The following is a 24,270-nucleotide window of genomic DNA, read 5'->3' on the forward strand; positions in this document are numbered from 1 at the left end:
AGTCCTTGCGCTGGTTGGCAATCTTCTCATGAAGCTTCGCTACTTTCAGACGCTGTTTGTGCCAACGATTCGAGCCTTTCTTTTTACGAGACAATTTACGCTGTTCTTTCGCTAATGTTTCCAATGCTTTGCGATAGAATCGAGGATAATTGGCTCTCTTACCCTCGCTATCGACATACAGCGTACTCATGGAAAAGTCAAGCCCAACAACCGTTTGCACTTCTTTTAGGGCAGGTTGATGTTCGTACTCTGTGAGAATAGAAATATAGTATTTTCCTGTTTTGGTTTTCGTGATCGTACAAGACTTGATGATATGGTGGGCAGGAATCTCCCGGTGTTGCTTGAACTTGATCCATTTCAGTTTGGGCAGCTTGATATAGCCATCTGAAAGCTTGATGTTGCCATTTACCATATTTGTGGTGTACGACTGTTTCGCCTTGCGGTTTTTGAACTTGGGAAATCCAGCGCGGCCAGAAAAGAAGTGTTGAAACGCTTTCTGCAAATTTAGTTGAGCATTTGCCAGCGCAAGGCTGTCCACTTCTTTTAGCCAAGGAAACTCCTTTTTGTACTTGGCAGGGGTCGGAAATGTTTGCTGTTTCAAGGATTCTTGATCGTCCTTGAACTTTTCAAACATTTGTATGCGTTCTTCAAGCATTTTGTTATACACAAAACGGACACAACCGAAGGTTTTGGCGAGCAATTCTTCTTGTTCTTTTGTTGGGTATAGACGGAACTGATAGGCTTTGTTTGCCATATCGACACCACATCACTTCATACCTTGATTTTCGATATATTTTTTGATTACTTCAATGGGCGCACCACCCGTTGTAAGCAGGCAAAAGCTTCTTGACCAAAAATATTCTTTCCACAGTTTTCTTTTCACTTGCGGAAAATGCTTTTTGATCAGTCGAGAACTTGCACTTTTATAGGCATTGATGAACTTGGATAATTCACTATTTGGATGTGCTTTGAACAAAATATGCACATGGTCCATATCGTGATTCCATTCGACCAAGGAAATATTGTAATTTTTACCCAATCTCACAAACATATCTTTTGCATAGTCAGATATGGTATCATCAATCACTTGTCTGCGATATTTTACAACCAGCACAAGATGATAATACAATAGGAACACTGAATGGTTATTATTGTCTAATTTCATTGATACAACAGCCTTTCATTTTTCTAAAACTGATTATATCATAACACACAAAAAAGAGACAATTTTAGGCTATACCTAACCGAAATTCATCTCCCACTTTCACTTCGTTTAGAAGTGGGAGACTTCTTTCGGAAAGATGTTAAATTTAACAAACTCTATTTTTATACCATCTATAGGTTCCTGTAATGAACTTTTTATTCCTCCTGAAACCTGCTTGCGATATTTTCATTCCTCTAACATATTAAAACAATAAAATGTGGAGAAATTATGGATTTTTTGAGATTGTTACATAATTACATGATAAGAATCATCTCCATTGTTTCTGCATATTTAGTCGATAATATAAAAACAGCAAGTTTAACAAAGGGGTGCAGCTGTCATGTTAGGGATTATACTTTTTTTAGCCTTTATGATTGTTTCACTTTCTATTTTTCTTTTACGAAAGCCAACCAATGAGAAGTTATATAAACTAGCAATAGGATCCTATATCGCTTTTTTCCTATTGTTTTTAACTCTATTTTTCCATTATGTAAATTCTGAAAATATGGTCGACGCTATAAACAATCTAGTACAGAAAACATCATATAAAAATAAAGTTGAAGCGAGAAATCCATCATCTAGACATTCAAAAGAACAAATCCCGGTTAAATCAGCTCTCATTGATGCCCCCCTTTTCTCGCAACTCCCAGAACTACCAAGGGGGTGCGAGGTAACAAGTCTGGCAATGCTTTTGAATCACGCGGGAATCAATGTAGACAAGATGACACTAGCGAAGCAAATAAAGAAAAATCCAACCCCTTATCGAATACATAATGGAAAAGTATTTTATGGACATCCAAATGAAGGGTTTGTTGGTGACATGTATACAATAAAGAAACCGGGATATGGTGTCTATCATAAACCTATAAAAGAATTAGCCGAGATTTATTTACCAAACCAAATCGTTGATTTAACAGGACAATCATTTGAAGAAATATATAAGTATTTGTCTGAAGGTACCCCAGTTTGGGTTATTACCAACACAACCTTTCGTATACTTCCTCCGTCTGAATTTATTGAATGGCAGACCCCGCAAGGCCCTATAAAAATAACATACCGGGAGCATTCCGTGTTAATCACCGGATATGATGAGAAATATATTTATTTTAATGACCCATTGACAGGTACGAAAAATAAAAAAGCACCTAAGTCTGAATTTATTCAAGCTTGGATACAAATGGGCAAACAAGCTATTACCTATAACCGCAATTAACCGGTTATAGGTAGTGGCTTATCTTTTTTATGTCAAACAATAATTTAATCTTCGAACTACTTCGTGTGAAAAAAATATAATTTTTCTCCATAAATTTTGCACATTTATTTTTTATGATGATGTTACTATGACTTACATCACAAGTTTATGGAGGGAAAGCGATGAAGAAATTATTGTTAGGAACTGTTTTGGCAGGAGTTGTTGCGATTGGTGCAGCTTGCTCAAATAATTCTTCGATGCAAGGACACGACATGTCCAACATGAATATGAAGGAAGAAAACACCGCACAGGACTCCAGTAAGAAACTGCCTTTGGCAACAAACACAGAAGTTTTATCCGGTAAAGAGATTAATCTTACTGCTAAGGAAGCATTATTACAAATAAATGATCAAGTCAAACTTCCGGTCTACACGTATAATGGATCGGTACCCGGTGCGCAAATCCGCGTAAAGCAAGGGGATAATGTGAAAATTGTTTTAAAAAATGAATTGCCAGAACCGATCACGATTCACTGGCACGGCTACCCTGTTCCAAATAACCAAGATGGAGTACCGGGTGTCACGATGGACGCCATTAAACCGGGTGAAACGTTTACGTATGAATTTACAGCAACCGTGCCGGGAACGTATTTTTATCATTCCCATCAAAAAAGCGCCGAGCAAGTGGACAAGGGATTATACGGTACATTAATCGTAGAACCGAAAAATGAAGAAAAAGTAGATCGAGATTATACACTTGTGTTAGATGAATGGATGAGCGACCCGGACGCCGAAAGCCATATGGACATGAATATGAGCGGCATGGATCATAGTAATATGAATAATGGAAATAGCTCTGATAATCAACAAATGGATATGAGCAGCATGGGCCATGATATGAATATGTATGATATTTTCACGATTAACGGGAAAAGCGGTTCCGCTGTCAAACCTTTAAAAGTGAAGAAAGGCGAAAAGGTGCGGCTTCGCCTTGTAAACGCAGGATACATGGCCCACAAACTTCACCTGCATGGTCATGAGTTTAAAATTGTCGCAACTGACGGGCAGCCGTTAAAAGATCCGCAACCAATCAAAGATGAACTTTTAAATATTGCTCCGGGTGAACGTTATGATATTGAATTTATCGCGAATAACCCGGGTGAATGGTTATTAGAATGTCATGGTGATATGGAAGGTACCGATGGCATGAAAGTGAAAATTCAATACGAAGACCAGACAAACAATACGGATAAAGAAAATGCAAAAGAAAACCTCCCTGTTGTGGATATGACAACATACGGAAAATATGAAGTAGGTCAATTTACATTAGACCAAAAATATGATGTAGAGTACACAATGGATTTAGGAACAGCCATGGGCAAAGATGGCATGGTCTACACGATTAATGGGAAAACGTATCCTGACACAGCGCCGATCAATGTGAAGACAGGAGATTTAGTAAAAGTAAAAATAGTGAACAATTCACCTATGGATGTACATCCGATGCATTTACACGGACATTTCTTCCAAGTATTAAGCAAAAACGGCAAGCCGGTCACAGGCTCTCCATTGATAAAGGATTCCTTAAATGTAAACCCTGGTGAAGAATATGTCGTCGCGTTTAAAGCGGATAATCCGGGAAATTGGATGTTCCATTGCCATGACTTGCACCATGCTTCAGCCGGAATGGTCACAGAAGTAAAATATACCGATTACAAATCGGACTATACCCCAGATCCGAATGACACAACGAATAAAGGTGAATAACAGCTTATCGTAGTAAATAAAAGAGGCTGAGTTCAAAAGGTTAACACCCTTTTGAGACAGCCTCTTATTTTTTTGTTTTTATTTCCAGTTTATTATTTTTTAGTTAGAAAAAAATAATAATGAATTTAAATCATTGGAGGGATTATATATGACGACAGTTATTAGTTCATCAGTTCAACAATTTCAAACGTGTATTGATGCTTGCAACCAATGTATGCAAGCTTGTGAAGAATGTCTGACTTCATGTTTAAAAGCAGCTGACGTACAGGCTAGAACACATTGTATCAACATTTTAAGGGATTGTGCAGATATTTGTGCCATGGCGGCTCAATGGATGTCTCGCGGAAGCATGTATGCGAAGGAGTTTTGCCAACTTTGCGCGACAATTTGCGATGCTTGTGCCGCTGAATGTGCAAAATTCCAAGATACACACTGTCAGGAATGTGCCAATTTATGCCGTCAGTGTGCTGAAGAATGCCGTAAAATGTCATCATAATACTATTTGAGGGTGTCTCAAAAGTGATCACTTTTGAGACACCCTCTCTCTTTCATGTTACTTCACATTATATCCTTGCTCTTCAATCGCTTCTTTCAGTTTTTCTACGCTTACTTTTGTTTCATCATAATCTACATCGACTGTACCTTCTTGCAAATGTACTTCGACGCGGCTGACGCCATCTAACGTTTGAAGTGCATTTGTCACCGCCGCTTTGCAATGTCCGCATGTCATTCCTTGTACTTGTAATGTAATCGTCATCATCCATTCCTCCTTAAATGTTTATATTTTCACGCGTTTCAAACGAAGCGCGTTTGTCACAACCGATACAGAGCTAAATGCCATCGCTGCCCCAGCGATCCATGGTTGTAATAACCCAGCTGCAGCGACTGGAATGCCAACGCTATTATAAAATAATGCCCAAAATAAGTTTTGCCGAATGTTGCGCATCGTTTGTCGGCTCAGTTCAATCGCTTGTGGAATATGCATCAAGTCACCACCAACGAGCGTTACATCTGCCGTTTCAATTGCGACATCTGCACCTGTACCAATCGCCATCCCAATATCCGCTTTCGCAAGAGCTGGAGCGTCATTAATTCCATCACCGACCATCGCGACTCGTTTCCCTTGTTTTTGCAATTCCTCGACGATTTTCGCTTTGTCTTCCGGCAGCACCTCTGCATAGACATGATCAATGTGCACTTGGTTTGCGATCGCTTCCGCTGTCCGTTTATTGTCTCCCGTTACCATGTACACTTCGATACCCATTTGTTTTAATGTTTGAATCGCTTCTTTGGAGCTTTCTTTTACTGTATCCGCGACAGCAATGATGCCGGCAAGCTGTCCATCGATGGCAACGAGCATGACTGTTTTCCCTTGTTTTTCAAGCTCTACCATTTTATCTTCATGCACAGAAATCTCTACAGAGCGCTCCTTCATCAATTTTCGCGTCCCAATAAGGATGCTTTTTCCGTCAATGACAGCTTCAATTCCGTGGCCGGTAATGGCAGAGAAATGCTCCAATGGCTTAATAGAAATTGCTTGTTTCTTCCCGTATTCAACAATCGCATGAGCCAACGGATGTTCCGAAGCGCTCTCGGCTGAAACGGCATAGTCAAGCATGTTTTCTTGGAATTGTAACACATCTGTCACTTCCGGTTTTCCTTTTGTCACTGTTCCTGTTTTATCCAGTAATACGGCATTGATTTTATGCGTTCCCTCTAGGTACTCACCTCCTTTAAAGAGAATTCCTTGTTCTGCCCCTTTGCCTGTACCGACCATAATCGATGTCGGCGTGGCAAGACCGAGCGCACAAGGACACGCAATGACAAGAACGGCGATGGCCACTTCAAGCGCTTTTGCCAAATCACCCGGCGCAACAAAGAAGTACCATATAATGAATGCAACGACAGCAATTCCGACAACAATCGGTACGAAAATGCCGGAAATGGTATCCGCCATCCGCTGAATCGGGGCTTTCGACCCTTGCGCCTCTTCAACGATTTTAATGATATTGGCCAGCGCGGTATCTTTTCCGACTTTTTCGGCACGAATGGTCAGTACGCCATTCGTATTCATCGTCGCCCCGATCACATAGTCGCCTTCCTTCTTATCAACTGGAATCGATTCACCAGTAATCATCGATTCATCTACGGAAGATGCCCCGGCGATGACCGTACCGTCTACCGGGATTTTTTCTCCTGGCTTGACAAGAATCGTATCGCCGATCACCACTTCCTCGAGCGGAACCTTTCTTTCCTCCCCATTACGGATGACAGTCGCTTCCTTTGCCTGAAGGCTCAACAGCTTAGAGATAGCTTCTGTTGTTCTCCCTTTCGCAAGATCCTCAAAGTATTTGCCGACAAGCACAAGCGTAATCAAGACGGCACTCGTTTCAAAATATAATCTTGGCATATATTCAGGATTCCCAAGCGTCCGAAAAGCTTCATACAAGCTGTAGAAGTACGCGGCTGATGTTCCAAGCGCTATGAGAACGTCCATGTTTGCGCTCTTATTTCGTAACGCCCGGTACGCCCCGACATAGAAGGGACCGCCGATGTAGAACTGAACCGGTGTAGCTAAAAGAAGCTGGAACCACGGATTCATCAGCAGATGCGGCATCGGCAAGCCTATATCAAACGGCATATGAGCCAGCATCGTATAAAGCAGCGGCAACGATAAGATGATGGAAATGGCGAGTTGCCGTTGTTTTTGTTTAAGCCGCTCTTCTTTCCGGCCAGCATCGTCTTGTTCTTCGTTTCGAATCTGCCCCTTGTACCCAAGCTTTTTGATTTTTTCTAAAATGTCTTCGACAGATGTAACGCCTTCCTTGTATTCGACAACAGCACTGTTTGTCGCCAAGTTTACAGCAGCGCTTGTCACACCTTCCATCCGATTTAACCCTTTTTCAATCCGTGTCGCACATGCCGCACATGTCATTCCTTCAATATCAAGCGTCACTTTTTCTGTCGCAACGCCATACCCCAAATTCTCAATTTTCGTTTCGATATCGGCGATCGTTTGCTTTGATGGATCATATTTAATCGTTGCTTTTTCCATTGCCAAATTGACATTGGCTTCTACTCCATCCATCTTATTTAATACTTTCTCAATCCGATTGGCACACGCGGCACATGTCATGCCGGTCACTCTAAGTGTGACATGCTTTTGTTCACTCATAATGCTTCCCACTCCTTTCACTTTGAGAACTGTTTAATGACATCCATTAATTCGCGAATGGATTCTTCTCCGCTTCCTTCGCGAATCGCTTTCGACACACAATGGCCAACATGACGTTCTAGCAAGTTCAATCCTACTTTATTTAACGCTGCCGTGATCGCTGAAATTTGCACTAAAATATCAATACAATAACGATTGTCCTCCACCATTTTTTGCACACCGCGCACTTGTCCTTCGATGCGCTTCAAGCGCTTGATAATGCTTTCGATTTCCTGTTCCGTTCGTGGAACCATTTTTTTATCCATATTATGATCTTCACAATGGTTCATAAAACATCACCTCTTCAATTACATTATACCGGTAATGGGTATAAAGCACAACTAGGATATCTCACAAATCATGTTCGCCAACAATCCATAATAAACACTAAGTAGGAAAAATCCAATTTTCCACAAAAAATTCACAATTTTATTTTACAGTATCGTTATCAAGATTGAAGAGAGAGGATCGATCAATATGAACGATATCAATGTATTTCTAGCTTTCGGAGCGGGATTACTGTCTTTTATATCCCCTTGTTGTTTACCGCTATATCCAGCTTTTTTATCTTACATTACTGGGGTATCCGTTGATGAAATAAAGAAAGAAAATGGGATGCTTCAAAAACGCGCAATACTCCATACATTCTTTTTCTTGCTCGGTTTTTCCGTCATCTTCATCGCTATTGGTTTTGGTACTTCTGTAATAGGAAAACTATTCGTTGATTACCAAGATTTAATCAGACAAATTAGTGCCTTGTTCATTATCTTTTTTGGTCTCGTCATTTTAGGTGTATTTTCACCTTCCTTTATGATGAAAGATAAACGGTTAGTTTTCCGCAACAAGCCTTCCGGTTATTTTGGCTCTATTTTAATTGGCATAGGATTCGCAGCGGGCTGGACTCCCTGCACAGGTCCAATTCTTGTATCAGTGATCGCGTTAGCAGCTACCAAACCGAGTGCAGCTATGTTATATATGTTCGCATATGTATTAGGGTTTGCTGTACCTTTTTTCATCATGTCATTTTTTATCAGCAAGTTGAATTGGATAAAAAGATATAACGCTGTCATCGTCAAAGTCGGAGGGGTTCTTATGATTATCATGGGAATTATGCTGTTTTTTGATTGGATGACAAAGATCATTATCTTTTTTACAGATTTGTTTGGTGGGTTCACAGGTTTTTAATATACTCCCGAAATCCCCCCTTGAGTGAATAGCAACAATTCTTGTTACTGTCCACTCAGGAGGGATCATTATTTAGTTTTTATTGAATATTCGAGATCATGCGATCCATCGTTTCATAAGACATAGGACCTATATACTTATCTCTAATAACCCCGTTTTTATCGATGATATACGAAGTGGGGATCGTTATTGCACCGTATAGATTTCCAATGTCCCCTTGCTCATCAAGCACAACTTTAAATGTCACTCCCTTATTTTTCACAAAATCGTTCACCGCATCAGGACCTCTTTCGCTATTCGTTAAGTTGACTGCTAAAATTTCTACATTGTTATTTTTATTGTTTTCGTAGAACTTTTGCATTTCTGGCATTTCAGCTCTACAAGGCGGACACCAAGTAGCCCAAAAATTCAATATCACCGTTTTTCCACGCAAATCAGACAATTTTATTTTATCCCCTGTAATTGAAAGTAATTCAAAATCCGGGGCAACTTCTCCTTTATTCGTGCCGATTTTTCCCGAATCCAATGAAGTAGACACGACCGGCTTTGGTTTGATCTTTCCTTCTTCCTGTTGATTGTTAAAAATAGAAGCTACAGCAATACTTACCATCATCACACCTAAAGCGAGTTGGGTCATTGCGTTTCTCCGCCCCTTGTTCTCGTCCCCAAGAGCCGCTTCTCTTTCTCGCCTCTCTAACCAATATGAAATACATATAAAAACGATAACGAGAGAGCCATACAACCATACTTCTTTTGATATGATTCCTGTATTTACAAAATATTTTTTATACAGGGCTAGTTCGAATTGAATGAGATGGAACCATATAAGAAGTTGCAATAAAGTTTTTTGAATTTTGACTCGTGATGCTACTATAAAAAAACAAATCGCTACTATTGCTTGCAAAATGATGAAATAATTTTGGGAATTTTCCATTACTCGAATCCATGCAAAAGTACTAAAATAGCCAAAATATACCGGAACTACTGCTCGTGTGTAAGAAGCCACAGGAATATTCTGCTTTTTTACGTATAACCAAGTATAGACCGTGATAAAAACAATCCCCATACTAATGCCAACATATCCCCCGTTAAAATAAAGGATTGTCATCGGATTTTGTAAAACTGAATTCGGATGTAAAAAGACATAACTAAATTTCCAAATGAGTACACCGTTAATAAAACTGTTAAAAATTAAATCCATGATGTTTCGTTCTATTTTTAATATCTTAATGCCGTAATAAAACATAACATAGCTAATCAGTAAGCTGCTTACGAGCAAAAGATTTTCGCCTTGAACTACAATATTGCCGAATTGCAATACGCATCCCTCCAAAATTTTATGTAGTTGGCTTATTATAAATAAAAAATATGAATTTATTATGGAGATAAAAAGAAGTTGTTGACAATGCAATCAACAACTTCCTTCATCTATATGAAATGAAAAAAAGGGGGAGCAATGGTAAATCGCATCTCCTGTATACAATATAACGACTACAATTTTTTGGATAGCTGTTCAAATTCATCTAAAGAGATCTCTCCTTTGGCTAATCGTACTTTCAATATTTCTATCGGAGAGAGTTCTTCTTTACGACCATTGATAAAACGATATAAGAGATAAAAACCAACGGCGATTAATACAACCCAAAATAACATGATCCCAACCATCATGAAAGAACCGCCAAACATCATTGAGTTTCCCTCCTTTTCCTAACTTTAAAACCAATAAGTGATCGTATCTAATATACCAAGTAAAACCATCACGATTCCGGCTGTTTTCTGAACAATCCCCCCTACTTGTCTTCCTTTTTTCATTACAGTGCCGCTAAATCCTAAGTACCAAAGGATAAAGATAAAGAAAATAACAGGTACAGAAGTTCCAACGGCAAAGATGCTCGGTAACAGTACCCCATAAGACGTTGAATAGACGAGAGGCATGAGAGTGACAAAAAACAGCACAAACATCGTTGGACAAAAAGCTAATGAAAAGCCAAATCCCATGAAAAACGAACCGATTTTTCCTTTTCGCCATCTCTCAGGCACTTTGAACAAGGTAACGTTCCAATACATTTTAAAAAGCCCTAACAAATATAAGCCTACAAGAATGAGAATGGGACCAATAAGCTTTCTTAACCACGGAAAATACAATATTAGCGTACTTTGAATCTCTTTCCCCATCAGCCAAACGATGAAACCTAAACCGGAAAAAGCAATAATTTTACCAAAAATAAATAGGAACAACTCTTTCCACGCAATTCCTTTTTGCAAGGACTGATTACTGTATAAAGTGATTGCTCCTAAATTACTAGTGATTTGACACGGAGCCATCGCTCCTACGATGCCAAGAAGAAAGGCTGACAAAATAGGAATCTCTGTCATGCTATTTGCCATATTAAGAAACGGTTGACTTAGAAAGTTACTTATTTGACTCAAGAACGAATACATCCTTCTTCTCACCTTCTTCTCTATCTGATGTCTATATTGTAGCAATGAATTTTGCAGAAATTGTGGAGTGGTATATTTTAAGCAAAAAGACATGCCTCCGCATGTCTTTTATTAAAAATTTATTTTCCCTTTCGATGCTATCCTTGTCCAGCTTTCACCGTTATTTTTTGTCATGAAAATATCCCCGTTCATGGTGGCGATCACAATTTCCTTCTCATTTTTCGGATTAGAGGCCATATACATGATATGGTCTTTTTCATCGAGCGTAGGAACAGAAAGAACTTCCTCTTGTTTTGTGTCTAATGATTGTTTGATTAGGATAGGTTTATCGTTCTCTACAGCTGCAAATACAATGAATTTTTCTTGGAACGCAAACGTCGTCGTATTGATTTTTCGAGTAAACCGTTCAAACGTATTCCCATTATCTCTCGAAACAAAAATTCCTTCCGATGTACTAATTCCGACCATATTTTCGTCCGTTGGATGGGCAGCAATCGTTCCCGCTGCAGTTTGCGGCAGGCCGTTCAATTGACTTGGCGACCACGTTTTGCCGTCGTCTTTACTGTAAAATACCCCTTGTCCGAGCGTTTTATTTTCTTCTTGGTTCACAACATAAATGGTATGGCTTTTATAGCCAACTGTCATATAATGAAAATCAGATTCTTTATAAAATCCTAAATTCATCAATGTTTGTCCATTATCAAAACTTTTCACAAGACCAAGTGGATTTCCTAAAGATGAACCTTCTTCCGGATGCCCTGATGAATAAAAGCCGTCGTCTGTAGCCGAAAAGCCCATATAATCATGCTTATTAGAAATCGTTTCATACCACTTATTATTTTGGTAAACAAGTAAACCTTCATGTGTAGCAAAGTAAATCGCATTTTGGTTGCCTGCATAACCGATTCCATGTAAATGCTCGATCTTTCCTTCTTTTTTTTCTTGAAAGAAAGGATTATTGGTAACAGATACATTCGATTTTGCTTGTTCTTTGCTTGTAATAAAGGCCTGCTCTTTTTCGTTGGATGATGAACAAGCGCTTAGAAGAAGAATGGATGATGTAATGATGATTGCTTTCGTCATTTTTGTCATGGTCGACTCTCCTTTGTATAATGTAGATTTCGCACATTTTATAACAGAAAGATTTGCAAAATGTATGGAATTGCAAACCCCTTTTTCATTCGTTTAAGCCTTTTTTCGAGTGATTTTCTTCCAAGTAAATATAAATAAAAAAACAGATAGAAGTGTCGATATCACTTTCCCTTGCCATGTCCAATTCATCACTTGATAAACCGAATATGCCTCTAACAAAAGTGCTGGCAGCTTTCCAAGCGAGCTGGCAATGATAAAGATCAGTAAGGAGGTGTGTCCGATCGCTGCCACAAACGTCACAAGTCCCGACGGAACAAAAGGAAGAAGACGCAAAGACAAAATAAGCGAAAAGGCTTCTACCCCTTCTGCCTCAAGCAAACGTTTCACTTTCGGATAGGAAAACCATTTCGTTTCCGAAAGTTTGTGAAATCCTTTTCGATATAAAACGAAAGAAACAATCGCCCCAACAGCTTCCCCTACAAACGATAAAAAGGTGCCTTTCCAAAAACCGAATACCGCCAAGTTAGCTGCAGTGAGAAATACGCTCGGTACAACGCCTAAAATACTGATCACAATATTGATCGCAATACTAATGAGATAAGCAACGCTTTCATATGTATGAAACAATGTAATGAGCTTCTCTTCCATTTCTTTTTACCTTATCCCCCCCATTTATATCCTACACCCCAAACGGTTTGCAGAAATTGATCGATCGGAAAACCGGCTTGGCGGAGCTTCTCGCGAATATTTTTGACATGCGAATCGATTGTCCGTTCTTCTGTATTGGCGTTATACCCCCATAATGTCACGATGAGTTGCTCTCGGCTAAATACCCTGTTTGGATTTTTGAGAAAAAGTCCTAAAATGGCAAACTCTTTTGGCGTGAGAAAAATATCGTGCCCAGCATATTGGACTTTATGCTGCGCTTCATCCCAAACTAAGCCGTTAAACTCCAGTTTCGCTTGTTTTCCTACAGAACGGCGCAATACCGCTTCGATCCGAGCGAGCAGCTCAGATTCGTCAAATGGTTTTGTAACATAATCATCTGCTCCGATTTTCAACCCTTGGACAACATCTGTCGTTTCTCCTCTTGCTGTTACCATAATAATTGGGACATTCGAAAACTCTCGTATTTGTTTGCACATTTCCCATCCGTCCATCTCTGGCATCATCACATCAAGCAAAACGAGGTCCGCTTTATTGTTTTCCAAATAGCGGATCGCCGCTACCCCTGACTCGCATTTCACACAACGGTACCCTTTCGGTGCAAGATACAGCTCTAATAAATCCAACATTCGTTTTTCGTCATCAACCAATAAAACCGTGTACACCTTCATCCCCTCCTGGCAATGTAATGATCATGTTTGTCCCTTTTCCGAATTGGCTCGTTGCGTAAATCGAACCGCCGTGCGCTTCGACAATTTCTTTCACAATCGCCAAGCCTAATCCTGTCCCTCCGCCTGTTCTCGATCTTGATTTATCCACCCTGTAAAATCGTTCAAAAATATGCGGCAAATCTGCTTCAGGAATTCCTATTCCTTCGTCGGAAATCATGATCATCACGTTCTTTTTCTCCATTCTTACATCAATGGAAACGGTAGAACCTTGATGAGAATATTTTAACGCATTGTCCAAAAGATTCATCATCACTTGCTCAAAACGCTGTTGGTCGATATGGACGGTAATGTTTTCATCGCAGTGGTAGACAAGAGACATATTTTTCGTCTGAAAAGCAGGATACATTTTCTCGTATATTTTTTTCAAAAAAAGGCACAGTGGAGTTGGCTCTTTCTGGATTTGAAACGAATGTTGATCCATTTTCGCGAGCTCAAACAAGTCTTTCACTAACTTTTGCATATGCTCTGCTTCTTCATAAATAATGGACAAATATTTCGCTCTTTCTTCCTCCTCGATAGTTGGCCTTCTCGCGATGTCCGCATATCCTTTGACATACGTGAGCGGAGTACGAAGTTCATGAGAAATACTAGCGAGAAATTCGTTTCTTTCTTTTTTTAAGTATTCCAAATCCCTTGCCAATGTTTGAATCGCTTTTCCTAACTGTGCCAACTCATCTTCTCCTTTTACTTGCAGGCGGACAGAAAAGTCCCCCTTGCTCAGTTTTTCGGTCGCTTGTTTCATCCGAATGAGCGGAATCGTAATGATTCTTGACAAGAAAGCAATCGTAATAATCGTTAAAAATACGGAAAGAATTCCAACCACAAGGAAATGATGCTTTAACTTATAAATCATGTTTTGAATAGAATCCGTATTTTGAAACATATAGACATACCCTTTGATCTTGCCGTCAATCCGAATCGGGCTGGCGGTAGCGATATACGATTCTTTTTTCCAGTTGTTTTGCACAACCATCCCGCTGTGAGGAATGTGGTGGACATCGGCATACGGAATGATTTTTTTGGCAAACGGCAAAATGTGATCGGAAAAATACAAAATATTCCCTTTTGAATCTGTAATGACAACATCCGTCTCCGCTTCAGACTCCATCATGACGACATGTTCTAACGTAGAAGGGTGATAGCTTTTTTCCAATACATCACGGTGATTGTTCCCTCTCGCTAACAGCTGCTCAAATTCTTCATTAATTCTAGCGTTAACGAGTGTCACATATAACGACGCAAATAAAACCGTTTCGATTCCTAACACAAAGACAAAAAATAATAGCCCTAACTTAAACGAAATTTTTCGCACTTTTGTCCCTTCCTTATAAGAGCTCATTATTGCTTTTATGTAGAGCGCTTTTTATTTTACAACATAAATTTGCAGAATCGATGGATTTTACAGTGAAAAATACACACGAATATTGCCTTGCAAATATCATACAACAATAGGCGGACGAAAAAAACACTGTAGTTTTAAGCCTACAGTGTTTCAATAACTGATCTTTACATCATATATCCTTGTTTCATCATTTGTTGATTCGTTTTGCTATTATTCATCATATGTTCCATCATTTGATCCATATTTTTAGTATTTCGACACTGTTCATACATTTTTTGTAATTGTTCCTCTGATAAATTTGGATGCATTTGTTTCATCATTGGCAACATTTCTTTCCAATCATTATTATCATTTTTATTTGCTGCAAAAACAGCTGTAGCTAATACAAAAGCTGAAACAAGGACGAACAAACCTGAAATAAGTTTTTTCATTTTCAACACCTCCATCCTTTTCTGGTTTTAGAATAAAGGAAAAGTATGGAGAAAGTGTTCATAAACATTTACAAATTTTTGTCGCGAATTATCATTAGTAATTAGATATTTTCAAAAATCGATTAGAATTTCTAATGGCCTAATGGCTCTGTCATCATAATCATACTTTGTTGCTTACATGTTTCTTAAACAACATGAATCATTACAAATTAGCTTGTAGAAGTTGTATGTGATGATATGCGAATAATTCAAGAACCTTTGATGTTAGTTGAATGCCATATGTTTGCATCATCATATTAACACCACAAGTTTCAAAAATAAAAAAAACAGCTTGCTCGGCTTGCAAGCTGTTTTGCGTATATAGATTTACGTGCTTCTAATGCCCTGCATGTCCTTCTCCGGTTGCGGGAATAATTTCGAGCTTTTCATCGATGATTCCTTGTGTTTGATAAGAGATGGAACGGAATGTACCAGATAAAAATGCGTGGTTATACGGTCCCACTGTTGGATCATCCGTAAAAGTTGGTTTTAAACGGGCTAAAAATTCGTATACGTCCTTTGTTAATGTCCCATTCTCTAGCCATATTAAAGGTGCGTGTTTTCCTAGATGGGAAAACGGTGCAGCCGCAATCGCTAGTTCAGGGGTTTTCGTTGAAATAAATGATACGCCATGTCCCGGATCATTTAGCCCCCAACCAAACTTCGTTTTTTCATCTTTGTAGGTAGCAAAAGAAACGGATTGTTGCACCGGTGTATCGCCTGCGATTCGGACAACGGTGCCAAATGATGTTAGTTCGTTTTCCACTTCTTTAGAGATTACTGATTCGGGACCTAAAAGATATATATTTGCTTTTCCTTTTCTTTGCTGTAACGCCTCTTTTGTTGGCTGTGGAATTTCATTCGAAGAGACGTACAGTAACGGTTCTTCCATGTGTGCAATCCAATTGGCGGCTGTGAGAGTGTACAATTTCGCCTTATCTTCCAAAGAACCAATAATCACACTTTGTGGAGTCTTACCGGCAATGTCGCTGTAAAATTGGTCAATTTCTTTCGCAAACGCAGCCGGATCTGTTTCACTAATTTGTTTCAGCTTAAAATTCTTTAATTTATCTAGTTCGCTTTTACCAAGATTTCCTATCACCATAATTTGCGTACCGTCAGCTGTGCCTAAAGGCTGAAGGCGGTTTATTTCCTTTAAGACGGCATCCGGTATTTTTTGATCTTTTGTAAATAAAACAGGGCCGTTGTTCGGATGATGAATTAAGTCTACACTTGCCAATGCGATTTGCCAACTTTCAACGGGCACTAAAATAATTCCGCCGGGCTGGTTTTCTTTATGGGTGGCAGGCCAAACCGTTTGTGAAACCATGACGGATAACTCAATAGGATCATCCGTGTTGATACGAGTAACGTTTTTCGTCGCTGTTACGATCATGTTTTGGCTTGCTAAACGGTTGAATGAGTTTGGCGGCTTCGCGAACTCCATTTCATTTGTTTTGTTATCTTTGTCTTTATCATTGGAGGACATATCCATATCTTCATGATTCATATTTGCATGATCCATTTCTTTCGAATCATGATCCATCTGATTATGGTCATTGTTTTGATTGTTACATCCGGTAATGATAAAGATAGGTAGCACAGCTACTAGGACTCCCCTAAGTAATTTACTGATCATGTGTAATCCTCCCTGAAAGAATCTTTTCTTTATTGTATTTATCCCCATTTGTTATTACTTTTAAACTTTTCCCAAATTCCATAATAAAAGGCTTTTTATCAAAAAACAATGTGATTTTCACTTTATTTTATTTACACTCATTGATGCAGGATATCAATCTTTTTTCAATATCCTCGGCTAAGTGTTCCAATTGTTCATTATTCATCATGCTGATCAACATGGTTGGTTTTGGCATCCCAATTTTTGTCGTTTCATTTTCTTTATACACCACGATTTTGCATGGCAAAAAATAACCTGCCAATAAATTTTCAGAAAGTACACGCGCTGCCTCTTGAGGATTGCATACTTCCAAAATCACAAACGGTGTTTGAAAATCGAATCCTTTTTCTTGAAGCTTTTCCGTGACGCTAAATTTCCACAAAACTCCGAATCCTTCTCTTTTTAAACTCTCCTCCAATATTTCCATCGTTTCATTCATTTCCTTTTGTACTTCAACCGTATAATGAAACACTTTCATCAACCACCTTTCTCCAACATATTTTTGTATGCTATTCCACTTAGTTGTATGTAAAACTTAATAATAATATAACATAAAAGCCAAGTGCGTACTAAAAGCGAGCACTTTTAGTACACCCTTCTCACCACTCATTTACTTTTTAATTGTTCCTTTAATCGTTCATTGTCTGTCTGTAATTTTGTAATCTGATCCTGTAATTCCTTGATGGAATGATGATCAGAAGAATGATGATCATGATGTTTATGATGCTTATGTCCTCTCATACAAAATAGCATCATTAAAGGACATAGTAACAATATTAAAAGATTAGCCCAATTCATTCCGTCTCTCTCCTCTTCCGCTTAGTTTACAGCTTTTATGAAAAAACCACTATGTCATCTTTTAATCCTGGACAACTACTTTCCCGCGATACATCCCCATTTGACATTGAAACGAATATTCTCCGCTTTCTTTTGGCAGAAATTCAACCGTCACCTTTTCCCCAACAGGGAGAGCCGCACTTTTATTGAATTCAGGAAATACAACCATTTCCGAACAAGAGTTTTCCTCTTTTCGAATAAATTGAAACTTCACCGGCTTTCCTTTTTTTACTACAACAATGTGTGGAGTATAGCCACCTTTGACGATTATTTCTGCTTCTTGATATCCAGATGGGGTGAAGGTAGCTTTGTATCCGCCCTTTTTAGGCCCCCAGAAAAACCAAGCAACGAAAACAATAAGGAGCAGCCCACTCACATTAACGATCATTTGAGTCATATCCATCAATCATACCTCCTTTGGTTTAAAACGTTTCAGGCGATTGGCGTTTGCCACAACTGTAACAGAGCTAAACGCCATTGCCGCTGCGGCTACAAGCGGAGACAATAATGAACCGGTCAATGGATAGAGCACGCCAAGAGCGATTGGGATGCCTAGTGCATTATAAATGAACGCACCAATTAAATTTTGATATACATTTCTCATCGTTGCCCGACTAATTTGAATCGCCTGCACTACCGATTTTAAACTTCCTTTAACAAGGGTAATATCACTCGCTTCAATCGCTACATCCGTACCGGTTCCAATTGCCATTCCAATATCTGCCTGCGTAAGTGCCGGGGCATCATTGATTCCGTCTCCCACCATCGCTACTTTTTTTCCATCTGCTTGCAGTTTCCGGACAATTTCTGCTTTATTCTGCGGGAGCACATCGGAGATGACATTGGTAATCCCTACGTTTGTCGCGATTGCACGCGCCGTTCGCTCATTATCCCCCGTAACCATGATCACCTCTAATCCGATGTTTTTCATTGCCGTAATTGCCTCTAAAGAATCTTGTTTCACCGTATCCGCTACGGAGATGACTCCTTCCGGTTTTCCATCAACCGCCAAAAACATAGGTGTTTTTCCTTCGTCCGCCAATCTTTCGGCATGTTGTATATAGGCTTCTGTTGCAATGTTGCCTTTCTTCATGAGTTTTAAGTTTCCGAATAGAACATGGTGGTCATCAATCCATCCTTGCACGCCATGCCCCGGTATAGCTTCAAAATTCTCGGTTTTTCCCAGCAATATATTTTTCTCTTTAGCTGCTTCAAGTATTGCACCTGCTAACGGATGTTCCGATCCTTGTTCGAGCGTTGCTGCGAAATAAATTAATTCTTTTTCTTTGAGGGAACCAACGGCGATCACATCGGTTAATGAAGGTTTGCCCATGGTGATCGTCCCCGTCTTATCTAAAACGATGGTCGTTAATTTCTGGGCGATTTGCAGCGCTTCGCCGGAACGGATGAGAATCCCGTTTTCCGCTCCTTTGCCTATCCCGGTTGTTAAAGACATAGGAGTGGCCATTCCTAATGCACAAGGACAGGCAATAATGAGCGTCGTCACTAAAACAATTAGAGCATACATACTTGAAGGTGAAGGACCGAAATTAAACCAAATTAAGTACCCAATGATAGCTAAAATGATTACACTCGGAGTAAAAATCGCAGAAACTTTATCAACAATTCGTTGAACAGGGATACGGGAGCCTTGAGCTTGCTTCACCATGTTGATGATATTAGATAATGCGGTATCATCCGGTGACTTTGTCACCTGAAATGTAAAGCTCCCTGTTTTATTCATCGTGCCGCCAAATACTTCGTCTCCTTGAACTTTCTGTACAGGCAACGATTCGCCGGTCAACATCGATTCATCAACAGTTGAACTTCCGTCAAGAATCATCCCGTCCACCGGTATCTTTTCACCGGGCCGTACAACAACGATATCCCCGATCTGAATTCGCGATACAGGAATTTCTGTTTCGACTCCTTCTTTTAACACCCGAGCCGTCTTAGGTTGTAAACCAATGAGTCTTTTAATCGCTTCAGATGATTTGCCCTTCGCTTTTTCTTCCATCGCCATTCCTAATACAACTAACGCCGTGACAACCGTTGAAACATCGTAATACACTTCCGCCATCGATGGATCTGGAAATAAGTCCGGCCAAAGCAAGGCGACAACCGAATAAATCCATGCCGCACTGATCCCGATGACAATCAGTGTATGCATATTGGCTGAACGTTGTTTTAATCCTTCCCATGCCCCAATGAAAAACTGGCTTCCGCTATAAATCATCACAATTAAGGCTACTACTGCCATGAGCAGTCTGCTAAACCAGAGTTGACTGCTTCCCATAGGCAACAAATTTCTTATGATTGGAAAAAAATCTGGATAAGATACCAATATAATAGGAACCGACAATATTCCGGCAAACCACCATTTTTTCATTAGTTTTCGATACAATTGTTCATCATCTTCGTGTTTTTCTCTCTCTTCTGTTTGATGTGAGGTATCCGAGTGTATCGAGCTAGAACTGAAAGTGTTGGATTCGTGATGACATGAATGTTTCTCTTGATGGTGAGCGTGATGATGACCATGATCATGATGATGGTGGTCATGGTGATGATTTTTGTTATGGGTGCTAGAAATATGTTTATTCCCCTTCATAAATTCCCCTCCGTGAACAAATTGTACATTTTTTCTTTCTTTTATGATCATGTTAAAAATAAAATATGGAGATTCTATGGAGAAATTCAGAAAATTAGGTGACACCTGAATCCTGATGAACGCATTTAACTGTAAAAAAGATGATTGTTTTCATCACGGTTTTGATTTGTCGACGCCGCACACGGCTCCATAGTGGACTGTCGTTTCGCTTCATGCTTCTTGTTGACCAGTAACCAATGAAACGTAACTGATTTTTATCCAACCGAGTGAAACGTTTAGATACTTATCCAACATTTCTTGAAATTTTGTCTAAAACACCTATGTCAGTCCCAAATTTGCACATCGCATCACAATCACATCGGAGTTCAGAAAATAAAATGTAAGAAATTTGACAGGCATTTGAATGTCGAATGGACGGCCTTAAAAGTTGTGCTTTAATTTCTTTCTCGCGTTTATCCGGAGCAACTAAATAAAACTTAGTTTGATTTTCACTCATAGTTAAAGCCAAGTCATAGAGTCTTAAAATCCCAGAATAGATAGATGTACTTTTTTCAACCTCAAATGCACCAACAATTCTTTCTTTTTTGTCCAACCAAATGACATCAATGAGAGCAATGGTTTCCTTTATTGACTGAGAGATATTGGGCAAATTTAAGCGTTTTAAGGAAAATTCCCCTAACTTTTGATTATTCCACTCTCTCTTATGATCATTTTGAGCAATCCATACATCATAACCAAGCGCTTTCCCTAATCTTGCTAAATGATATTGCATTTCCGAGTGGTCATTTTCCTCGATAGCATCATTTATCACTTCAGAATGACGTTTCATTTTTGCTTTTGTTTGCTTTTCCATATTTTCTAATGTGATTTCATAGTTTTCACTAATGACTAATCTTCCCGTTCCAATTTCAAACAGGAGTCCTCCTACTGCACCAAGGTCCTTTGATAGTAAGTTTCTATATTTATCATTAAAATCTAAAATGATTTCTCTCATTTTTAAATATTCTTGCCACGAACCAAGCTTTATTTTTTGGTCAAACAAAAGGTTAAAACCTTTTACAATAGCTGTATTAAAAGGTGGAAAAACAGTTGGATGAAGAAAATAGAGAATATTAGCTACAGCAGGTCCAAGTCCTTTAATTTGTGATTGATCTAGTTTAACAATTTCTTCTATAAGTTGCTTTTCCGTTGTTGCTTGAAGACATGATTTTAAAAATCTCCCAAAAGCCTTTTTATTACGTTCATTTTCATAAATATCCGGTATTCGAAGTTTCGGCTTCCAATAAAACGCGTGGGCGGCTCCTTCAAAAACTTGTTTTTGTTCTGCAATGGCTGTAACTACAATTTCTAACGTGGACCCTTTAAAGTCATTTCCGAATGTATTGTTTTCTATATCCTTAATTACCTCTATAACACCGTTTCGAATAGTACGAAATGCTTTTAATCTTTGGTCATTATCGATAAACCAAGTTTGATAGACTGATTCCATGTCACCTCGATACTCTTGAATCATTCTTTCGAAATTCGCTCCCACAACAGTTCCTCCTTCTTATTCCATAAATAATTTAAAATATTTTTATTTTATAGGATAAATTTGCAGAATTTATGAATTTCAATAAACTGTAACTATTTTAAGAAATTTTATTTTTATTGTGAAATTCGTCACAGCGACTAAATATTTTTGCTAATATCATGTCTTCAGACACAATAAAGCAAAAGGAGGAAATACTTGATGCGTAAAACGATCATTGCGTTGTTAACCTTATTGACGATGTTTATGTTTGTTTTAGGAGGTTGCGGAGCGAATTCTCAAAAAAACAACACTACTTTAGGTGAAAACAAACAGGCCGCAGCCACCAAAAAAGAGCAAAGAAAAGAAACGAAAAAATATTACTTCATTGCTAATGAAGGCGGAAGTATTTCAAAAATTGATGTAGAAACGAATCAAGTGGTCGCAACAATCAAAGTAGACGGTGCGGTTCATAACGTCCAAGTTTCTCCTGACGGAAAAATTCTCGGCGCTACTTTAGTTCCGGAAATGCAACATGGAAATGATCAATCAATGGATATGAAAGGAATGGCGTTGTTTTATAATACAGAAACAGACGAATTAATAAAGAAAGTGGAAGTGGGGAATCACCCTGCTCATATCGTTTTCACCGAAAATGGAAAGTACGCTCTCGTTACCAATAATGAAGACAATAACGTTTCAGTCATTGATATGGCGAGCTACTCAGTCATCCAAACAATTCCAACTGGAAAAGGTCCGCATGGTTTCCGGATCTCTAAAGATAGCCGTTATGCGTATATTGCCAACATGGGAGAAGATAGCGTCAGTATCCTCAATTTAGAAACGATGAAAGAAGAAAAGAAAATAAAAGTAGGATCTACTCCTGTAACAACCGGTATTACCTCGGACGGTAAAACATTAGCCGTAACGTTAAATGCAGAGAATGCCCTCGCCATTGTTGACTTAGCAAGCGGTAAAGTGGAAAAAGTTCCGGTCGGTCGGGGACCAGCCCAAGTGTACATGGATCCTGACGATACATTTGCTTATGTAGCCAATCAAGGGACGAAAGATGCACCGTCTCATTCCGTATGCAAAATAAACATAAAAACGAAACAAGTAGTTGCCACAATTGAAACAGGCAAAGGAGCGCACGGAGTTGTCACAAGTCCGAATCAAAAATATGTTTTCGTCACCAATATGTTTGACAACACGGTGAGTGTCATTGATAAAGAGCAAAGCAAAGTAATCAAAACGATTCAAGTAGGTGAAATTCCGAACGGGATCAGCGTCATGCCGTAAATATAAATAAACAGCAGGTTGAGTTTTTAAACCTGCTGTTTTTCTTTTCTATTTGCTGAAATTTACGCATAAAAAAGCACCGTAGTTTTAAGCCTACAGTGCTTAAATATATTTGATTAAACCTTGCTACATCATATGATTGTTCATATGTCCTTGTTTCATCATTTGTTGATTCGTTTTGCTATTATTCATCATATGTTCCATCATTTGATCCATATTTTTAGTATTTCGACACTGTTCATACATTTTTTGTAATTGTTCCTCTGATAAATTTGGATGCATTTGTTTCATCATTGGCAACATTTCTTTCCAATCATTATTATCATTTTTATTTGCTGCAAAAACAGCTGTAGCTAATACAAAAGATGAAACAAGGACGAACAAACCTGAAATAAGTTTTTTCATTTTCAACACCTCCATCCTTTTCTGGTTTTAGAATAAAGGAAAAGTATGGAGAAAGTGTTCATAAAAATTTACAATTTCTTGTCTTGGATTATTATTTGTTAATTGGATATTTTCGAAAAATGGACTAAACTCCTCCCAAATTTTACATAAAAGAGAAAAAGCCTAATAAAGGCTTTTTCTCGAAGGTTTAGACAATGTTATTTTCGGTTCATTTAACAGCTATTTATCTGCATTCATCAATACAGGATATTAATCTCTTTTCAATGTCTTCCGCTAGTTTTTTCAGTTCTTCATGATTCATCATGCTGATTAACATGGTTGGTTTTGGCATACCAATTTTTGTTGTTTCATTTTCTTTATACACCACGATTTTGCACGGAAGAAAATAACCTGCTAATAAGTTTTCAGAAAGCACACGCGCTGCTTCTTGCGGATTACATACTTCCAAAATCACAAATGGTATTGGAAAATCGAATCCTTTTTCCTGCAGTTTTTCCGTTACACTAAATTTCCACAAAACTCCAAATCCTTCTTTTTTCAAGCTTTCTTCCAACATCTTTATCGTTTCGTTCATTCCCCTTTGTACTTCAATCGTATAATGAAACACCTTCATTCAACCGCCCTTCTCC

26 protein-coding genes are annotated in these 24,270 nt (G+C 38.7%); 5 read left to right on the forward strand and 21 right to left on the reverse strand.

The annotated features are described in order from the left end of the window. A partial coding sequence (locus BO219_RS06750; RefSeq protein ID WP_420807098.1) for an RNA-guided endonuclease TnpB family protein occupies positions 1-754 on the reverse strand: 754 nt, incomplete at its 3' end. A 12-nt stretch (positions 755-766) separates the two neighbouring features. Next, a complete protein-coding gene (tnpA, locus tag BO219_RS06755; protein ID WP_012748944.1) occupies positions 767-1,165 on the reverse strand; it encodes an IS200/IS605 family transposase in 399 nt (132 codons plus the stop codon). A gap of 379 nt (positions 1,166-1,544) precedes the next feature. Between tnpA and BO219_RS06760 the strand changes: the two genes are divergently transcribed. The 3 genes from BO219_RS06760 (at position 1,545) to BO219_RS06770 (ending at position 4,658) form a co-directional block, all read left to right on the forward strand. After that, positions 1,545-2,417 carry a C39 family peptidase gene (locus BO219_RS06760; RefSeq protein ID WP_042411611.1) on the forward strand — a complete coding sequence of 291 codons (873 nt, stop codon included), beginning with the start codon at positions 1,545-1,547 and terminating at the stop codon, positions 2,415-2,417. A gap of 161 nt (positions 2,418-2,578) precedes the next feature. After that, a complete protein-coding gene (locus BO219_RS06765) occupies positions 2,579-4,162 on the forward strand; it encodes a multicopper oxidase family protein (protein WP_077428959.1) in 1,584 nt (527 codons plus the stop codon). Between the two features lie 148 nt (positions 4,163-4,310). After that, entirely contained in the window at positions 4,311-4,658 is a 348-nt protein-coding gene (locus BO219_RS06770; RefSeq protein WP_077428960.1) for a four-helix bundle copper-binding protein, read from the forward strand. Between the two features lie 57 nt (positions 4,659-4,715). Here the strand turns inward: BO219_RS06770 and copZ are convergent, their stop codons facing one another. Genes copZ through BO219_RS06785 form a run of 3 tightly spaced genes read right to left on the reverse strand, consistent with a single transcriptional unit; the run spans position 4,716 to position 7,666 of the window. Beyond that, on the reverse strand, positions 4,716-4,919 hold the full coding sequence (gene copZ, locus BO219_RS06775) for a copper chaperone CopZ (protein WP_042535809.1): 204 nt from the start codon (positions 4,917-4,919) through the stop codon (positions 4,716-4,718). Positions 4,920-4,940: 21 nt separating this feature from the next. Then, the gene (locus BO219_RS06780; protein WP_077428961.1) at positions 4,941-7,337 is read right to left on the reverse strand and encodes a heavy metal translocating P-type ATPase; all 2,397 of its coding nucleotides are present in this window, start codon (positions 7,335-7,337) and stop codon (positions 4,941-4,943) included. A 17-nt stretch (positions 7,338-7,354) separates the two neighbouring features. Further along, a complete protein-coding gene (locus tag BO219_RS06785; RefSeq protein ID WP_043968499.1) occupies positions 7,355-7,666 on the reverse strand; it encodes a metal-sensing transcriptional repressor in 312 nt (103 codons plus the stop codon). A 187-nt stretch (positions 7,667-7,853) separates the two neighbouring features. Here BO219_RS06785 and BO219_RS06790 point away from each other — a divergent pair, with 187 nt between their 5' ends. Then, positions 7,854-8,561 carry a cytochrome c biogenesis protein CcdA gene (locus tag BO219_RS06790; RefSeq protein WP_047817982.1) on the forward strand — a complete coding sequence of 236 codons (708 nt, stop codon included), beginning with the start codon at positions 7,854-7,856 and terminating at the stop codon, positions 8,559-8,561. A 79-nt stretch (positions 8,562-8,640) separates the two neighbouring features. On the opposite strand, the gene BO219_RS06795 is transcribed toward BO219_RS06790, so the two are convergent. The 14 genes from BO219_RS06795 to BO219_RS06865 form a co-directional block, all read right to left on the reverse strand. Then, positions 8,641-9,879: a TlpA disulfide reductase family protein gene (locus BO219_RS06795; RefSeq protein ID WP_417935449.1), complete on the reverse strand. Its 1,239-nt coding sequence runs from the start codon at positions 9,877-9,879 to the stop codon at positions 8,641-8,643. Positions 9,880-10,052: 173 nt separating this feature from the next. Then, positions 10,053-10,250 (reverse strand): SHOCT domain-containing protein, encoded by a 198-nt coding sequence (locus tag BO219_RS06800; protein ID WP_047817980.1) that lies wholly within the window; start codon positions 10,248-10,250, stop codon positions 10,053-10,055. Positions 10,251-10,274: 24 nt separating this feature from the next. Beyond that, complete coding sequence (locus tag BO219_RS06805) at positions 10,275-11,003, reverse strand: urease accessory protein UreH domain-containing protein (RefSeq protein WP_077428962.1); 729 nt, start codon at positions 11,001-11,003, stop codon at positions 10,275-10,277. Positions 11,004-11,114: 111 nt separating this feature from the next. Next, the gene (locus BO219_RS06810; RefSeq protein WP_063389313.1) at positions 11,115-12,095 is read right to left on the reverse strand and encodes a F510_1955 family glycosylhydrolase; all 981 of its coding nucleotides are present in this window, start codon (positions 12,093-12,095) and stop codon (positions 11,115-11,117) included. Positions 12,096-12,188: 93 nt separating this feature from the next. After that, the gene (locus tag BO219_RS06815) at positions 12,189-12,743 is read right to left on the reverse strand and encodes a TVP38/TMEM64 family protein (protein ID WP_047817977.1); all 555 of its coding nucleotides are present in this window, start codon (positions 12,741-12,743) and stop codon (positions 12,189-12,191) included. Between the two features lie 11 nt (positions 12,744-12,754). After that, complete coding sequence (locus BO219_RS06820) at positions 12,755-13,426, reverse strand: response regulator transcription factor (RefSeq protein WP_077428963.1); 672 nt, start codon at positions 13,424-13,426, stop codon at positions 12,755-12,757. Beyond that, a complete protein-coding gene (locus BO219_RS06825; protein ID WP_077428964.1) occupies positions 13,404-14,804 on the reverse strand; it encodes a sensor histidine kinase in 1,401 nt (466 codons plus the stop codon). Before BO219_RS06825 ends, BO219_RS06820 begins: the two co-directional genes overlap by 23 nt. Before the next feature lie 194 nt (positions 14,805-14,998). Continuing rightward, positions 14,999-15,265 (reverse strand): hypothetical protein, encoded by a 267-nt coding sequence (locus BO219_RS06830; RefSeq protein WP_043968129.1) that lies wholly within the window; start codon positions 15,263-15,265, stop codon positions 14,999-15,001. 376 nt (positions 15,266-15,641) lie between these two features. Continuing rightward, the gene (locus tag BO219_RS06835) at positions 15,642-16,940 is read right to left on the reverse strand and encodes a cell wall-binding repeat-containing protein (protein ID WP_407637164.1); all 1,299 of its coding nucleotides are present in this window, start codon (positions 16,938-16,940) and stop codon (positions 15,642-15,644) included. Between the two features lie 130 nt (positions 16,941-17,070). Beyond that, positions 17,071-17,454 carry a DUF302 domain-containing protein gene (locus BO219_RS06840; protein ID WP_042535852.1) on the reverse strand — a complete coding sequence of 128 codons (384 nt, stop codon included), beginning with the start codon at positions 17,452-17,454 and terminating at the stop codon, positions 17,071-17,073. Positions 17,455-17,588: 134 nt separating this feature from the next. Next, positions 17,589-17,780, reverse strand: coding sequence for a DUF2933 domain-containing protein (locus BO219_RS15100; protein ID WP_043968125.1), 192 nt, complete (start codon positions 17,778-17,780; stop codon positions 17,589-17,591). A gap of 61 nt (positions 17,781-17,841) precedes the next feature. Beyond that, entirely contained in the window at positions 17,842-18,222 is a 381-nt protein-coding gene (locus tag BO219_RS06850; RefSeq protein ID WP_226373782.1) for a cupredoxin domain-containing protein, read from the reverse strand. Positions 18,223-18,225: 3 nt separating this feature from the next. Next, entirely contained in the window at positions 18,226-20,079 is a 1,854-nt protein-coding gene (locus tag BO219_RS06855; RefSeq protein ID WP_077428966.1) for a copper-translocating P-type ATPase, read from the reverse strand. Between the two features lie 631 nt (positions 20,080-20,710). Continuing rightward, positions 20,711-21,961 (reverse strand): hypothetical protein, encoded by a 1,251-nt coding sequence (locus BO219_RS06865; RefSeq protein WP_226373783.1) that lies wholly within the window; start codon positions 21,959-21,961, stop codon positions 20,711-20,713. A gap of 198 nt (positions 21,962-22,159) precedes the next feature. Here BO219_RS06865 and BO219_RS06870 point away from each other — a divergent pair, with 198 nt between their 5' ends. Further along, on the forward strand, positions 22,160-23,236 hold the full coding sequence (locus BO219_RS06870; RefSeq protein ID WP_077428968.1) for a YncE family protein: 1,077 nt from the start codon (positions 22,160-22,162) through the stop codon (positions 23,234-23,236). A 126-nt stretch (positions 23,237-23,362) separates the two neighbouring features. Here BO219_RS06870 and BO219_RS06875 read toward each other — a convergent pair whose 3' ends face one another. Continuing rightward, positions 23,363-23,641: a DUF4175 domain-containing protein gene (locus tag BO219_RS06875; protein ID WP_143271275.1), complete on the reverse strand. Its 279-nt coding sequence runs from the start codon at positions 23,639-23,641 to the stop codon at positions 23,363-23,365. A 223-nt stretch (positions 23,642-23,864) separates the two neighbouring features. After that, on the reverse strand, positions 23,865-24,248 hold the full coding sequence (locus tag BO219_RS06880) for a DUF302 domain-containing protein (RefSeq protein WP_043968598.1): 384 nt from the start codon (positions 24,246-24,248) through the stop codon (positions 23,865-23,867). Positions 24,249-24,270 lie beyond the last annotated feature (22 nt).

This window comes from Anoxybacillus kestanbolensis, from assembly GCF_001996285.1.
In the GTDB taxonomy this organism is placed as follows: domain Bacteria; phylum Bacillota; class Bacilli; order Bacillales; family Anoxybacillaceae; genus Anoxybacillus; species Anoxybacillus kestanbolensis_A.

What these genes read in the sequence shown, in the direction of transcription:
- tnpA (WP_012748944.1), bottom strand. Translation starts at nt 1,165, where the DNA reads ATGAAATTAGACAATAATAACCATTCAGTGTTCCTATTGTATTATCAT.
- BO219_RS06760 (WP_042411611.1), top strand. Translation starts at nt 1,545, where the DNA reads ATGTTAGGGATTATACTTTTTTTAGCCTTTATGATTGTTTCACTTTCT.
- BO219_RS06765 (WP_077428959.1), top strand. Translation starts at nt 2,579, where the DNA reads ATGAAGAAATTATTGTTAGGAACTGTTTTGGCAGGAGTTGTTGCGATT.
- BO219_RS06770 (WP_077428960.1), top strand. Translation starts at nt 4,311, where the DNA reads ATGACGACAGTTATTAGTTCATCAGTTCAACAATTTCAAACGTGTATT.
- copZ (WP_042535809.1), bottom strand. Translation starts at nt 4,919, where the DNA reads ATGACGATTACATTACAAGTACAAGGAATGACATGCGGACATTGCAAA.
- BO219_RS06780 (WP_077428961.1), bottom strand. Translation starts at nt 7,337, where the DNA reads ATGAGTGAACAAAAGCATGTCACACTTAGAGTGACCGGCATGACATGT.
- BO219_RS06785 (WP_043968499.1), bottom strand. Translation starts at nt 7,666, where the DNA reads ATGAACCATTGTGAAGATCATAATATGGATAAAAAAATGGTTCCACGA.
- BO219_RS06790 (WP_047817982.1), top strand. Translation starts at nt 7,854, where the DNA reads ATGAACGATATCAATGTATTTCTAGCTTTCGGAGCGGGATTACTGTCT.
- BO219_RS06800 (WP_047817980.1), bottom strand. Translation starts at nt 10,250, where the DNA reads ATGATGTTTGGCGGTTCTTTCATGATGGTTGGGATCATGTTATTTTGG.
- BO219_RS06805 (WP_077428962.1), bottom strand. Translation starts at nt 11,003, where the DNA reads ATGTATTCGTTCTTGAGTCAAATAAGTAACTTTCTAAGTCAACCGTTT.
- BO219_RS06810 (WP_063389313.1), bottom strand. Translation starts at nt 12,095, where the DNA reads ATGACAAAAATGACGAAAGCAATCATCATTACATCATCCATTCTTCTT.
- BO219_RS06815 (WP_047817977.1), bottom strand. Translation starts at nt 12,743, where the DNA reads ATGGAAGAGAAGCTCATTACATTGTTTCATACATATGAAAGCGTTGCT.
- BO219_RS06830 (WP_043968129.1), bottom strand. Translation starts at nt 15,265, where the DNA reads ATGAAAAAACTTATTTCAGGTTTGTTCGTCCTTGTTTCAGCTTTTGTA.
- BO219_RS15100 (WP_043968125.1), bottom strand. Translation starts at nt 17,780, where the DNA reads ATGAATTGGGCTAATCTTTTAATATTGTTACTATGTCCTTTAATGATG.
- BO219_RS06850 (WP_226373782.1), bottom strand. Translation starts at nt 18,222, where the DNA reads ATGGATATGACTCAAATGATCGTTAATGTGAGTGGGCTGCTCCTTATT.
- BO219_RS06855 (WP_077428966.1), bottom strand. Translation starts at nt 20,079, where the DNA reads ATGGCAGTAGTAGCCTTAATTGTGATGATTTATAGCGGAAGCCAGTTT.
- BO219_RS06870 (WP_077428968.1), top strand. Translation starts at nt 22,160, where the DNA reads ATGCGTAAAACGATCATTGCGTTGTTAACCTTATTGACGATGTTTATG.
- BO219_RS06875 (WP_143271275.1), bottom strand. Translation starts at nt 23,641, where the DNA reads ATGAAAAAACTTATTTCAGGTTTGTTCGTCCTTGTTTCATCTTTTGTA.